This is a genomic window from Zeaxanthinibacter sp. PT1, assembly GCF_028464225.1.
In the GTDB taxonomy this organism is placed as follows: Bacteria; Bacteroidota; Bacteroidia; order Flavobacteriales; family Flavobacteriaceae; genus Zeaxanthinibacter.
Genome location: NZ_JAQPCN010000004.1, coordinates 210416 through 224465, shown reverse-complemented (window position 1 = coordinate 224465; position 14050 = coordinate 210416). Strand labels below are relative to the sequence as shown.

Below are 14050 nucleotides of genomic sequence, written 5' to 3'. Positions count from 1 at the left end.
CTTTTGCGGCTGCAATCAGGCAGTACCCGGACCCCATGATCAGATCAATTTCTATATGCTTTCTTTTTTGCCTTACCAGCCTGGGATTTGGTCAGACAACACTGCAGTATTCCCTGGAGAAAGGTGAGCAGTTTACCATAAGGCAGGAGGCACAGCAGCAGATCATCCAGGATATGCCCCAGGGCCCCCACCAGGTGACGAACACACTCCAAAGTATCATGAAATTTGAAGTGACCGGGCTACAGCAAGACAATTATTACATCACGGTAACATTTAAAGAGCTCAATATTAGCTTGTCCTCTAACCTTCAAGGCACATTATTAGAAGTAAATGCCGGCAATCCCGGGGAAGGCGACCAGGATTCCAATGTATTTCATTCCCTGTTAGAATCACCTATTGAGATAGTAATGTCAAGGACCGGTAATGTTCTTGACGTTAAAGGAGGCGACATAATGATCGATAAAATGGTAGATGCATCAGGCTTGGAAGATGAATATTCCCGGATGCTGATGCAGGCCTCCCTGGAACGTGATTTCGGATCAAAAGCACTTTCAAACAGTTTTAAACAACTGACATACTTTTACCCGGACCGGGCTGTAGAGGTGGGTGATCAATGGTCTAACCAATACCAGGGAAAGATCTCGGCCAGGAATGACTGGACCTTAGAAGAGCTATTGCCAACTAAGGCCACCATACTGGGTAAATCCCGCATCAAAATAAAGATAGACCAGCCAGAGCAGCCTATAGAATTAGAAGGCTTACAGCATACCAGGCTGGTTACCTTGCGAGAATCAGGTTTTGTCCGATCCATGAAAGTGGAAAGCAATTCCAAAGGATACTCCTCCCCTATGGCACTGGGAGAAGTGGCCGTACCTACAAGAATAAAATCAACAATAACCTATATATTAATACAAGACTGACATGTTCAACAAAAACATCAAACTCGTAATAACCGCCCTTATCATTGCCTTTGCCGTTTACCAGTTCATCGAAGGTGAGATCGCTAACGGCATCTTCCTAATTCTTTTTTCCCTGATCTTTGTATTTCTATATTTCAGGAACGAGTTTCTTTTGTTGGCCTTCCTCAGGATGCGAAAACAAGACCTGGCCGGTACGGAAAAATGGCTTAACCGGGTTAAAAATCCTTCATCTGCACTTACCGAGAAGCAAGAAGGATACTACAACTACCTTTTTGGGATCATCTATTCACAGAAAAACCTGACCCAGGCAGAGAAGTATTTTCGTAAAGCACTGAAACTGGGACTGAATATGGACTATGACCTGGCAATGGCAAAATTGAGCCTGGCAGGTATCGCCATGCAGAAAAGACGTAAGAGAGAGGCTCAGACCTTGTTAGCAGAAGCCAAAAAGCTGGACAAGAACAATATGCTTAACGAGCAGATCAAGATGATGCAGCAGCAGATGAAAAAGATCTGATCAGAGTAATGGAGCCCATAAGCGATTAAAGGACTCCTGCAGCTTCCTGCGGATTCCCCGTTCTAACCATCGGTCCAGGTCTACCACATCACAGTCTTCCAGGTCCTTTTCAAACAGCTCTTTCATTTCTTTGGCCTTCTTCCGGTTGTAAAGCAGAGCGTTGACCTCGAAATTGATCGAAAAACTACGGTAATCCAGGTTCGCTGTTCCTATACTGGAGAAGCAATCGTCAACCACCATGGTTTTGGAATGGATAAAGCCCTTGGTGTACCGGAATATCTTAACCCTGGAACTCAACAACTCTTCAATGTAGGAATCTGTCGCGTACTGGGCTGCCCAGGAATCAGATTCGTACGGAATAATGATCCTAACATCAACCCCGCTGCGACCGGCAGTAGATAAGGCCGTCAGCATAGCATTATTCGGGATTAGGTAAGGGGTAGTGATATAGATATAATCCCTGGCCGTGTTAATCGCGGTAAACATGGCTTCCATAATATTCGCCCAATCGCTATCGGGTCCACTGGCGGCGATCTGTACTCCAACCGGGTCATTACAATCCGGTTTGTGTTCCGGGAAAAATTCGTTGATCAACTCCTCCTCTTCGTTATTACAGAAATCCCAGCTCAATAGGAAAGAGGCCTGCAGTGATCCAACCGCCGGACCTTCTATTCGCAGGTGTGTATCTCTCCAGTACCTGGGGTTTTCATAACTGTTATCGTATTTTTTATTGATATTGATTCCACCGACATATCCAACGCTCCCGTCGATCACCACGATCTTTCGGTGATTGCGGTAATTGAGTTTACTCGCAAATTTGGGTAAGTGAACCGGCATAAAGGGAAAATGGGCAATCCCGCTCTGGTTCATTTTCCTTTTGGTGGCTGCCGAGAATTTACTTCCCACATCGTCGTAAAGCAAGCGGACATGGACACCTTCTGCTGCTTTTTCGACCAGGATATCGATTAATTCGCTACCCAGTTCATCATCCAGGAAGACAAAGTATTCCATATGAATATGATCTTTCGCCTTTCTCAGATCCTCCCGTAATCTCTTAAATTTTACCTCCCCGTTTACCAGGATATCCACCTCGTTATCAAAAGTAAGAACGGATCGTTCGTTGTACCGAAGCAGGCTGTGAATCTTAGCAAGTCCCTCTCCGAACTCCTCCTCGAAGTCCTCACGCTCTTCCCTGTCCAGCTTAAAGCGTTTCCGCCAGTTTTTTAATTTGGCATCGTCAAGGAAATATTTTTTTTCAAAGATTTTATTCTTCCTGTAGTCCTGCCCTACAAAATAATAGACCAGCAAACCCAGGAAAGGCAGGGTTGCCAGGGCAAAGATATAAGAGAGGGTTTTTACAGGGTTACTGTTCTTCAGTACAATGAGAATGGAAAAAATGATCACCAGCAGGTAGTTCAATACCAATAATAATTTCCACCAGTGATCTTGAACGTACTGCAGCATCAGGGATTAATCTTGTAGTAACCTTCTTTCGGAATTTCTACATAGTACTTCTTCCTTGAACTATTGTTTAAGTGAGGCTCCCTGAGCCAGGGGTTGTGTCTTTTCAGGATTTTGTAATTGATCCCATAAAGCTTCGCAAACTTTGCGAAATTTGTAACCGGTTCATCCACCTCTACCTCATAGGTAGGCACCTGGGTGTAATAGTCATCCTGCTCCAGTTTAAATCCGTATTTTTCGGGATTACTGAGTATCTCTTTGATTGCCATGATCCGGAAGACGTAACGACCGGTCTCCTGGCCCAACAACAGGTCGTAGTAGTCGTCTACCTCCTGTATCCCCATAAATTTATCAATAGACCCGGTACCGGCGTTATACGCGGCGGCTGCCATGGTCCAGGAACCGTATTTGTTCTTGTATTTCTGGAGGTACTTACTAGCAGCTTCCGTGGCTTTAGTCAGGTGGTACCGCTCATCTACGTTATCGTTTATTTCCAATCCGTATTCCTTTCCGGTAGCCTTCATGATCTGCCAGAAACCTGTAGCCCCTGCAGGGGAAACTACGTTCTGCAAACCGCTCTCTGCCACGGCAAGGTATTTAAAATCATCAGGGATTCCATGACGGGCCAGCATGGGTTCTATTACGGGGAAATATTTGTGTGCCCTCTTGATCAATAAAAGTGCATTGGATTGCCAGTAGGTGTTGACCAGGAATTCCCGGTCTACGCGTTCCATGATTTCCGGGTCTTCCTGGGGTACGGGCTCCCCGGCAAAATTCAGGTCTTCCGGAATGTCTATGGGCGTAATGGTGTAGCTCCTGGCAACATTCTTATCAAGCTGTGGTTTTACATCTTTTTCCGATCTCATCTCCTCGGGATCTTGCTGTTGCACGGCAAAAACAAGGGTGCTGACCAGCAGCACTACTCCCAATCCCATCAGTATATTCTTCAGTAAGCGCATTTTTATTTTTTTTTAGTCTCTCAAAGGTATTAAATAGTCCTACCTATTTTAAAATAATTTCAGGCAGGTTCTCATTGAACCAACGCGCGCGATGTAATATCATTGTATGCGTTCCGCCTTTTACCGTGATACAATCCCCTATATGCTCCTTTGGAAAGACAGCGTCCTTATCTCCATGGATATGGACAACGCCCGGCATACAATCTTTCTGCTGCCAGTTCACGATCTTGTCAATAGACCAGTCCAGGTAATATTTATCGCGTAAGGAGAGGTACTGTTCGTATAATTTAAGGCGTTTAGTAACCGTTTCCCCGAATGCATATTTGGCAAGCAGTTCCACGTTGTTCACCAGGCCGGTGGGCAGTAATTTATGAATACGGGTATACCGGGCCAGCAATAAACGACGGGGTAATTCTCCCTGGTTTTTTACACTGGATACTATTATTATTTTCCGTGGTTCCAGGAAGTGCGCCATTTCCTGCACCAGGAGTCCCCCGAATGAAACTCCCAACAGCACCGGTTTCTCTCCCCGGACCTGCTCAGCCATTTTTTTGGCGTATTCCTGCAGGCTCATACCTCGGTCCGGAACAAACCATTCCAGCCGATGAATTTCAAATGTTTGATCCGGCAGGTTGATATTTTCAAAAATACTGGGGTTTGCTGCCAGACCCGGCATCAGATACACCGGGATACGCGTTTGGGGTATATCGCTCAATATCTTGATTTTACTAGGAAATTAGCATTTTTTTGATTACTTTTGTGCTGGATTTGTAAAAAGATTCGGTTAATAATATAAATACACCACACCCCCTACCAATACCAAAGTTACGATGTTTTTCTATCGTAATTTTTTTTCTGAGGATACACTAAAAATAAACCATATGAATGAAGTAGCAATTAAGGACAACAGCTTCCTGCGTCAATTTGAAACAACAGTTGAAGGTCACTTGGCTAAGATTGAATATTCTTCACAGGAGCGGAAAGTTTTTCTAACCAAATTGGTAGTTCCGGAAGACATTACGAAAGAAGGGTTTACAGAAGATTTTATCAAATCAGTACTACACCACATCCAGGAGCAGAATTTAAGAGTAGTTCCTACCAGTCCTGAGATTGCCGGTTTTCTTCGGAAAAACAGACAATATAAAGAGATGCTGCCTGTCGGCATCCGGATCTGATCTTAGCAACCTCCCAACCGGGAGGTTTTTTTATACCGCTTTTGCATGCTTACGCGCAAACTCGAACCTGACTAAACCGTCTTCATCGATGCTGTCCAGAATAACTTCGTGAAGGGTATTGACCAGTGCAGGATCCCAGGGTGCTTTCACCTTGACGTAATTCTCGGTAAATCCGTGTATATATCCTTGCTTATTTTCTCCTTCAAACAGTACAGTCTGACGGCTTTGCAACTGGCTCTCGTAAAAAGCACGACGCTTTTTGACCGATAGACCCCTCAGCATTTTACTCCTTTTGGCCCTGACCTTCTTAGGCACCGGGTTTTCCATGTTGGCAGCCAACGTATTGTCTCGCTCAGAATAGGTAAATACGTGAAGGTAAGAGATATCCAGTTCGTTCAGGAAATGATAGGTTTCCAGGAAATGCTCATCCGTTTCTCCCGGGAAGCCAACGATCACATCTACACCTATACAGGCATTGGGCATAACCTGCCGGATCCTTGAAACGCGATCCGTATAGAGATCTGTAAGGTAACGACGACGCATTCTTTTCAGGATACTATCGCTTCCACTCTGTAACGGGATATGGAAATGCGGCACAAATGTGTCGCTCTCCGCTACAAAATCTATGGTTTCGTTCTTTAACAGGTTAGGCTCTATAGAAGAGATACGCAGCCTGTGAATACCATCTACGGTATCCAGGGCTTTTACCAGGTCCAGGAAGGTATGATCATGTTTCTTATTCCCGAATTCGCCTTTTCCGTAGTCTCCTATATTTACGCCGGTCAGTACAATCTCCTTGATCCCCTGGGAGGCGATCTCCGAGGCATTCTTTAAGACATTGGGTAAGGCATCACTCCGTGAAATTCCACGGGCAAGCGGGATGGTACAATAGGTACACTTATAATCACAACCATCCTGCACTTTCAGGAAGGCACGGGTCCTGTCCCCGATAGCGTAACTACCGATGTACTGGTCTACCTCCTCTATCTCGCAGGCATGGATCTCCCCGAAATCATTTTTACTGAGATCGTTAATGTAATCTGTGAGCTTAAATTTTTCTGATGCACCCAGGACCAGGTCAACGCCATTTACCGCGATCAATTCTTCGGGCTTCAATTGGGCATAACAACCAATAGCCGCGATAAAGGCATCGGGATTTGCCTGCTGCGCCTGCTTTACGATCGTCTTGAAACGCTTATCGGCATTCTCTGTCACAGAACAGGTGTTGATCACGTACATATCTGCCGGATCGTCAAAAGATACCTTCTCAAAACCCTCTTCCGTAAAGCCACGGGCAATGGTGGAGGTTTCTGAAAAATTCAGTTTGCAACCAAGGGTATAAAAAGCGACTTTCTTCTTCAAATTCTGATGCTTTTCCGATTTAAGGACTGCAAATATACCACCTTTGTTCCGAAGGAAGAAGGCAGGAGAACCCTTAATCCTTCCTAATGAGCAGCAGGGCAGTACTTAAGACTCGTCTTTCCTGTATTTCCGGGTCTGCTCAAAAACAGCCTGCAGTATCCGCGCTTCTATATCTGAGAACTCCATATTTCTCCTGGCCATCACTACCTTGGCGGTTTCAAAAGCTTTCTGGGTCTGGTACGTAGTAAAACCGGAGGCACCTCCCCAGCTGAAACTGGGCACAAAGTTCCGTGGGAACCCGGCAGAGAATATATTGGTGCTCACTCCTACTACAGTCCCTGTGTTGAACATGGTGTCTATTGCGGATTTGCTGTGATCACCCATCATCAGACCACAGAACTGCAAGCCTGTCTGCTGAAAACGCTCTGTATTGTAGTTCCAGAGTTTAACCATGGCGTAATTATTCTTAAGGTTAGAGGTATTGGAGTCTGCACCTATATTACACCATTCTCCCAGCACAGAGTTACCCAGGTATCCGTCATGTCCCTTACTGGAATAACCGAATAGTACGGAATTGCTGACCTCCCCGCCTAATTTGCAATAAGGTCCGGCGGTTGTTGGTCCGTAGATCTTAGCACCCATTTTCACAACGCCGTGCTCCCCCAATGCGAAACCTCCGCGGATATTACAGCCCTCCATGACCTCGGCATCCTTCCCGATGTAGATGGGTCCTTCAGTTGCATTCAGTATACTGAATTCTACCTTGGCTCCTTCTTCCAGGAAAATCCGCTCAGGGTTAATTAGTCCGTTGGTTTTAGAGATCGCTGCACTTTTGCGATCCCGGGTAAGCATCTCAAAATCGGCCTCGAGGGCCTTCCCGTTCAGGGAAAAGATATCCCATGTATTCCGCATCCGTATATATTCTGCACTGTACGCTACGGCTTCCATACCTGCTATGGAATCAGCATCTAATACACGGCCGGAACGGTACGCGATGAGTTCATCCCCCTGCCGGAGTACTTGCTGATCACCGAGACCTTTTATGGCTTCTAGGAGCTGCGCATCAGGCAGGACCCCCCCATTGATGAAAAGGTTGTCTCTCTCCAGATGCAAAGGAAACTTCTCCGATAGGTATTCTTCTGTATGGCAAGAGACCGCGGTTTTTAAACGGTGTTCCCATTTCTCCCGGATGGTCAGTATCCCGATCCGTATATCACATACCGGGCGGGTAAATGTAAATGGAAGTAAGGAGCCACGTTCCGGCCCATCGTAAAGAATACAGTTCATGAAATAATTTTGGGATAAAATTAAAAAAATAACGCCCCCGATGTTCTATCGGAGGCGTACATTCTTTAGGAATTAAATAGTAATCCCTTATTTCTCTTCAGATTTAGCGTCAGCCTCAGTAGCTTTAGCGTCTTCTTTCTTGAACTTCTGGTACTTGCTCTTGAACTTATCAATTCGTCCAGCGGTATCGATCAATTTCGACTTACCAGTGTAGAAAGGATGCGATGTTCTTGAGATCTCTAATTTCACCAGAGGATATTCAACACCATCAACCGTCAATGTCTCTTTGGTTTCAGCAGTAGATTTCGTTATAAAAACATCCTCGTTAGACATGTCTTTAAACGCTACTAATCTATAATTTTCTGGGTGTATACCTTTTTTCATCGCAAATCTGCTTTAATCTATCAAAAATTTAAGGCTGCAAATGTAATCTTTTTTTGAGGAAACTACAATCTTTATTAAAAAAAAGAAATGAAAAAAAATGTACCTTTAAGCTGTAACAAATGTAAGGGATCAATTACTAACTAACCAACTGATCAAATTAAACATTTATGGAAACCAAACCACCAACCACCGGCAAGTACTCACTAACTTACGGCGCCATCCTGGGTGCCCTGAGCATCATTTTCGCGCTCATGCTCTATTCCATGGATGCGCATACCTCTCGTGAACCTGTAAACCAGATCATTTCTGTAGTAATGTCTGCAACGGTAATCTTCTTCGGGATTTATGGATATAAAAAAGCCAACGAAGGCTTTTTAACCCTGGGAGAAGCCCTGAAGCTAGGCGCAGGTATCTCACTAGTATCAGCCCTTCTCTTTATCGTATACCAGCTTATCCTCACCAATTTCCTGGATCCTGATTTTGCATCCAAAGTGATGGATATTCAAATGGCAGAACTTGTAGAGTCCGGGCAACTTACCGCGGAAGAAGCATCACAACAGAAAGAGATGGGTATGAAGTTCTTCTGGATAGGTTATCCTGTCATCCTGATCATCAGCGTAATTTCCGGCCTTGTCATCGGTTTGATCGGAGGGCTGATTATGAAGAAATCTCGCCCTGCCTATTAAGAAGTAATATTGTACTTTTGGGGAGAAATAGGCGAAAGACATTATGAACATATCGGTAGTTATTCCCTTGCTCAATGAAGAAGAGTCCTTAGAGGAATTACACGATTGGATCGTCCGGGTGATGCACTCCAATCAGTACTCATACGAGATCTTATTTATTGATGACGGAAGTAACGACGGTTCCTGGGATCAGATAGAAACATTGGCCCGGAAGAATCCCTACGTTAAAGGGATTCGCTTTTTAAAGAATTTTGGGAAATCCCAGGCCTTGCATGCAGGTTTCCTCCAGGCAAAGGGAGAGGTGGTCATCACCATGGATGCCGATCTACAGGATAACCCGGAAGAGATTCCCGAGCTGTACGAAATGATCACTGAGGATTCCTTTGACCTCGTATCGGGCTGGAAAAAAGTTCGCTACGATTCGGTTTTCAGCAAGAATCTTCCCTCCAAATTATTTAATTGGGCTGCACGGCGCACCTCTGGTGTCCGCCTGCACGACTTTAATTGCGGACTTAAAGCATTCCGGACAGAAGTGGTCAAGAATATCGAGGTATCGGGCGAGATGCACCGGTATATCCCGGTACTGGTCAAGAATGCCGGTTACCCCAGGATAGGAGAAAAAGTAGTACAACACCAGGCCCGTAAATACGGCCGCACAAAATTTGGAATGGAGCGATTTATTAATGGATTCTTGGACCTCATCACCATCTGGTTCGTGTCCAAATTTGGCCGAAGACCTATGCACCTGTTCGGTGCCCTGGGCGTATTAATGTTCATAATCGGTTTTGGTTTTTCCCTTTACCTGGGTATAGACAAACTATTCATCAATCCTTACGACAGGCTGATCACGGATCGGCCACAATTCTTTGTAGCCCTAACTGCAATGATTATCGGGACGCAATTCTTCCTGGCCGGTTTCCTGGGAGAGATTATACTTAGAAATAAAAAGTCGGGGCCCAATTACAAAGTCATTGAACGCCTGAACCTGTGAATACGGATTGGGGGATCATGTGCTGAAACCCCGGAAATTCAATTTTCTAACGTAATTTTATAGTATTCAATTCCAAAGAAGACCCATGAATTCAATAATAGATACCGCAAAAACCTGGCTTACCGATTTTTTCGACCCCCAGGTGAAAAAAGAAATACAGGACCTTATCGATAAGGACCACGAAGAACTCAAGGAACGATTTTATAAGAACCTCGAATTTGGTACCGGCGGAATGCGCGGTATTATGGGGGTTGGAACCAACCGCATCAATAAATACACCTTGGGCAAGAGCACCCAAGGATTAAGCAACTATTTAAAGAAGGTATACCCAGGAAAGGAATTAAAAGTTGTGATCGCATATGATTGCCGTCACAATAGTGACACTCTGGCTAAAACCGTGGCCGAAGTCCTTTCCGCGAACGGGATTAAGGTTTTCCTGTTTTCTGAACTGCGAACTACCCCGGAATTATCCTTCGCGGTACGTCACCTGGACTGCCAGGCCGGAATAGTGCTAACTGCATCCCATAACCCGCCGGAGTATAACGGTTACAAAGTATACTGGACGGATGGTGGGCAAATCGTTCCGCCCGAGGATAAAGCGATCATCGAAGAAATAGATAGTCTTAAATACGAGGATATCAACTTTAAAGCACAGGATGATCTTATCCAACTGATCAGCAGTGAAGTAGATGATGCCTTTATAAAAGCTTCCGTAAAGAACGGGGATTTTAACGCCCCGGGTAAAGATGATTTTAAGATCGTTTTCACCTCCCTGCACGGTACTTCGATCACCGTAATCCCGGAAGTACTGAAACAGGCTGGGTACAAAAATGTAACGATCATAGAAGAACAGGCTAAGCCCGATGGTAACTTCCCAACCGTTAAATCTCCTAACCCGGAAGAGCCTGAAGCACTGGAAATGGCGTTAGCCAAAGCCAGGGAACTGAATGCCGATATGGTGATCGGTACAGACCCGGATAGTGACCGGCTCGGTATTGCCGTGCGTAACCTGGAAGGCGAGATGCAACTGCTGAACGGGAACCAGACCATGGTGCTGATGACCGAATTCCTCCTTGAGCAAAGGAAGAAACAAGGATTTGATGGGAATGAATTTATTGCTTCCACTATTGTATCCACCCCAATGATGTTAGCCCTGGCAGATGCTTACCAGGTGGAGTGCAAAACAGGGCTTACCGGCTTTAAATGGATTGCAAAAATGATCAAAGACCACCCGGAACAGCATTTTATCGGCGGTGGAGAGGAAAGCTTCGGATTTATGGTGGGTGATTTTGTCCGCGATAAGGATGCGGTAACCGCTACCCTGCTGGCTTGCGAGATCGGGGCCATGGCGAAGGCCAAAGGAAGTTCATTTTACCAAGAGCTTATACAAGCCTATGTTAAATACGGGTTCTACAAAGAGAAACTGGTATCCCTGACTAAGAAAGGGATCAGTGGTGCCGAGGAGATTAAACAGATGATGGTAGACCTGAGGGATTCCCCTTTTAAAACCATTGATGGTTCCGAGGTAGTCAGGATAGAAGACTATAATACCGGGGAAGCCAGGAACATTAAAAGTGGGAAGACCGAAAAACTGGACCTGCCCAAATCCAATGTACTGATCTATGTGTCCGCAGACGGCACCAGGGTTGCCGCCAGGCCCAGCGGTACAGAGCCTAAGATCAAGTTTTATATCAGCACCAATGCCCCCCTGCAGAATGCCGGGGATTTTGAAAAAGTGAGTGCCGAACTCGATGCCAAGATCGACAGGATCATCGCGGAAATGAAAATCAGTTAATGGAGTATTTTAAAAAGATCCTTCGCTTTGCGAAACCATACAGTACTTACGGGTACCTCAATATTTTTTTCAATATCCTGTATGCCTTGTTCAGCGCCCTTTCCTTCGCGGCCCTGATCCCTATGCTGGATGTACTGTTTGACAAAACCCGGAAAGTTTACGAGGCCCCGGTATACACAGGTATAGGTGACCTAAAAACATTTATACAGGATTACCTCAATTTCCAGGTTACCGCCTTTTCCGGCGATGATGATATGAAAGGTCTCATCCTGGTCATTGGGCTGGTACTTTTCCTGTTCCTGCTAAAGAACCTGTTCAATTACCTGGCGATGTATTATATCACCTTTTTAAGGAACGGGGTTCTGAAAGACGTCCGGAATGCCATGTACCGCAAGATAGTAGACCTGCCCGTGTCTTTTTATTCTGAGAAAAGAAAGGGCGATGTGATTGCCCGGATCACCTCGGACGTACTGGAGATACAGCATAGTTTCCTCTCTATCCTGGAGTTGATCGTCAGGGAACCACTGACTATACTGTTCACGATTATCGTCATGTTCTTCATCAGCGTGAAGCTCACCGTCTTTGTTTTCATTTTTATTCCGCTTGCAGGAATGATTATTTCGGCTATTGGGAAATCACTCAAGAAAAAATCAGACCGCGTACAGAAAGAACAGGGTAATTTCCTCTCTATCGTCGAGGAAACCCTTGGTGGACTGCGGGTGATCAAGGCATTTAATGCCGAAGACCGCTTCTACCAGATGTTTAAATCATCCACTACCCGGTTTTTCAGGTTTTCCAATACGCTGCTCAACCGGCAGAACCTGGCATCCCCTACCGGGGAGTTCCTCGGGATCCTGGTCATTGGTGTTTTATTATGGTTCGGTGGTAAAATGGTGTTGGTAGATGAGACCTTAGACGCTTCTTCCTTTATCGCATATATGGGATTGGCTTACAATATTCTTACCCCTGCAAAATCGATCAGTAAGGCATCTTACGGGGTGAAAAAAGGAAATGCAGCGGCAGAAAGAGTTCTGGAGATACTGGAGACAGAAAATCCAATAACGGACCAGGCCACGGCTATTCATAAAGATAGCTTTGAGCAAGCCGTACAATTGGAAAAGGTTTCCTTTAAATACGAGGACGAGTACGTACTGAAAGATTTTAGCCTGGAGGTTCCCAAAGGGCATATGGTAGCATTGGTCGGGCAATCCGGAAGCGGTAAAAGTACGATCGCAAACCTGCTGACCCGTTTTTACGATGTTAACCAGGGAAGCATCCGGATTGACGGTACAGACATCCGGGATCTGGAAAAGAAATCACTTCGACACCTGATGGGACTGGTCACACAAGATTCCATATTGTTTAACGATACGGTGCGGAACAACATCGGGCTGGGGAAAGAACACGCCACGGATGAAGAGATCATAGCTGCTGCAAAGATCGCTAACGCCCACGAATTCATATCCGAACTCCCCAAGGGTTATGAAACGAATATAGGTGATAGTGGCAACAAACTCAGTGGAGGACAGAAACAAAGGCTCTCCATCGCCCGCGCAGTGCTTAAAAACCCCCCGATCATGATCCTGGACGAAGCTACTTCTGCTCTTGACACCGAAAGTGAACGACTGGTACAGGATGCGTTAGAGAAAATGATGCAGAACAGGACCTCCGTGGTGATCGCTCACCGCTTATCAACCATTCAGAATGCACACAAAATCATTGTGATGCAAAGAGGAAAGATCGCTGAACAGGGTACCCACAGTGAACTACTAGCCAAGAATGGTGTCTATAAAAACCTGGTGGAAATGCAATCCCTAAGGGGATAAACCTGTAACCAAGGCCAGGGCTCATTCAGGTGATCGGCTTCTCCAGTGCAGACGAAATACGGAATTTGTCCGTTTTAATGTCACCGGATTAAACCTTTTATAAAAGGGGTTATCTTACTAGTATAACAAACCAAGATTTGATTGCCGAAAAGACCTTAGTAGACCAACTACAGAATAAGGATACCCAGCCACAGGCTTTTGAGGTACTGGTCAGTACCTACAAAGAAAGACTGTATTGGCATATCCGTAAAATTGTCATGGATCACGATGATGCTGATGATGTACTGCAGAATACTTTTATCAAAGTTTTTAAGAATATAGAAGGGTTTAAAGGTGAGAGCAAATTATTCTCCTGGATGTACAGGATTGCCACAAATGAAGCCCTGATGTTTCTGAAAGCAAAATCCAGGAAACTGGGAGTGACCGGCAGCGAATTGCAAGAGCAACTGGCCGAGAACCTCAAGGCCGATGTATATTTTGAAGGAGACCAGATTCAGCTGAAATTACAACAAGCCATTGCCACCTTGCCGGAAAAGCAAAAGCTGGTGTTTAATATGAAATATTTTGAGGAACTAAAGTACGAGGAGATCTCGGAAATCCTGGAAACTTCCGTAGGAGGGTTAAAAGCCTCTTACCACCTGGCCTCCAAAAAAATAGAGGCATTCCTGAAGGAGGATTAAACCTTTT

The 14050-nt window shown here is 45.2% G+C and carries 14 protein-coding genes; 8 read left to right on the top strand and 6 right to left on the bottom strand.

Annotated features, from left to right (window positions below):
* Nucleotides 1-35 precede the first annotated feature (35 nt).
* Nucleotides 36-920: a DUF6263 family protein gene (locus tag PP178_RS12125; RefSeq protein ID WP_272594616.1), complete on the top strand. Its 885-nt coding sequence runs from the start codon at nt 36-38 to the stop codon at nt 918-920.
* Between the two features lies 1 nt (nt 921).
* The gene (locus PP178_RS12120) at nt 922-1437 is read left to right on the top strand and encodes a DUF2892 domain-containing protein (protein WP_272594615.1); all 516 of its coding nucleotides are present in this window, start codon (nt 922-924) and stop codon (nt 1435-1437) included.
* Here the strand turns inward: PP178_RS12120 and cls are convergent, their stop codons facing one another.
* Genes cls through PP178_RS12105 form a run of 3 tightly spaced genes read right to left on the bottom strand, consistent with a single transcriptional unit; the run spans nt 1438 to nt 4533 of the window.
* Nucleotides 1438-2901 carry a cardiolipin synthase gene (gene cls, locus PP178_RS12115; RefSeq protein ID WP_272594614.1) on the bottom strand — a complete coding sequence of 488 codons (1464 nt, stop codon included), beginning with the start codon at nt 2899-2901 and terminating at the stop codon, nt 1438-1440.
* A complete protein-coding gene (locus tag PP178_RS12110) occupies nt 2901-3857 on the bottom strand; it encodes a lytic transglycosylase domain-containing protein (protein WP_272594613.1) in 957 nt (318 codons plus the stop codon). The genes cls and PP178_RS12110 overlap by 1 nt, the downstream gene beginning before the upstream one ends.
* Nucleotides 3858-3900: 43 nt before the next feature.
* Nucleotides 3901-4533, bottom strand: coding sequence for an alpha/beta hydrolase (locus PP178_RS12105; protein ID WP_430974730.1), 633 nt, complete (start codon nt 4531-4533; stop codon nt 3901-3903).
* 205 nt (nt 4534-4738) lie between these two features.
* On the opposite strand from PP178_RS12105, the gene PP178_RS12100 reads away from it, so the two are divergent.
* Entirely contained in the window at nt 4739-5032 is a 294-nt protein-coding gene (locus tag PP178_RS12100) for a GNAT family N-acetyltransferase (protein ID WP_272594612.1), read from the top strand.
* Nucleotides 5033-5062: 30 nt separating this feature from the next.
* Here the strand turns inward: PP178_RS12100 and mtaB are convergent, their stop codons facing one another.
* The 3 genes from mtaB to PP178_RS12085 form a co-directional block, all read right to left on the bottom strand.
* Nucleotides 5063-6394 carry a tRNA (N(6)-L-threonylcarbamoyladenosine(37)-C(2))-methylthiotransferase MtaB gene (gene mtaB / locus PP178_RS12095; protein WP_272594611.1) on the bottom strand — a complete coding sequence of 444 codons (1332 nt, stop codon included), beginning with the start codon at nt 6392-6394 and terminating at the stop codon, nt 5063-5065.
* 105 nt (nt 6395-6499) lie between these two features.
* Nucleotides 6500-7681, bottom strand: coding sequence for a GlmU family protein (locus PP178_RS12090; protein ID WP_272594610.1), 1182 nt, complete (start codon nt 7679-7681; stop codon nt 6500-6502).
* A gap of 87 nt (nt 7682-7768) precedes the next feature.
* The gene (locus PP178_RS12085; protein WP_272594609.1) at nt 7769-8065 is read right to left on the bottom strand and encodes a type B 50S ribosomal protein L31; all 297 of its coding nucleotides are present in this window, start codon (nt 8063-8065) and stop codon (nt 7769-7771) included.
* Between the two features lie 167 nt (nt 8066-8232).
* Between PP178_RS12085 and PP178_RS12080 the strand changes: the two genes are divergently transcribed.
* The 5 genes from PP178_RS12080 to PP178_RS12060 all read left to right on the top strand — a co-directional run bounded on the left by PP178_RS12080 (nt 8233) and on the right by PP178_RS12060 (nt 14043).
* A complete protein-coding gene (locus PP178_RS12080; protein ID WP_272594608.1) occupies nt 8233-8751 on the top strand; it encodes a DUF4199 domain-containing protein in 519 nt (172 codons plus the stop codon).
* A 43-nt stretch (nt 8752-8794) separates the two neighbouring features.
* Nucleotides 8795-9742, top strand: coding sequence for a glycosyltransferase family 2 protein (locus tag PP178_RS12075; RefSeq protein ID WP_272594607.1), 948 nt, complete (start codon nt 8795-8797; stop codon nt 9740-9742).
* Between the two features lie 85 nt (nt 9743-9827).
* Nucleotides 9828-11537 carry a phospho-sugar mutase gene (locus PP178_RS12070; RefSeq protein WP_272594606.1) on the top strand — a complete coding sequence of 570 codons (1710 nt, stop codon included), beginning with the start codon at nt 9828-9830 and terminating at the stop codon, nt 11535-11537.
* A complete protein-coding gene (locus tag PP178_RS12065) occupies nt 11537-13363 on the top strand; it encodes an ABC transporter ATP-binding protein (RefSeq protein WP_272594605.1) in 1827 nt (608 codons plus the stop codon). Before PP178_RS12070 ends, PP178_RS12065 begins: the two co-directional genes overlap by 1 nt.
* 137 nt (nt 13364-13500) lie before the next feature.
* Nucleotides 13501-14043: an RNA polymerase sigma factor gene (locus tag PP178_RS12060; RefSeq protein ID WP_272594604.1), complete on the top strand. Its 543-nt coding sequence runs from the start codon at nt 13501-13503 to the stop codon at nt 14041-14043.
* Nucleotides 14044-14050: the final 7 nt, after the last annotated feature.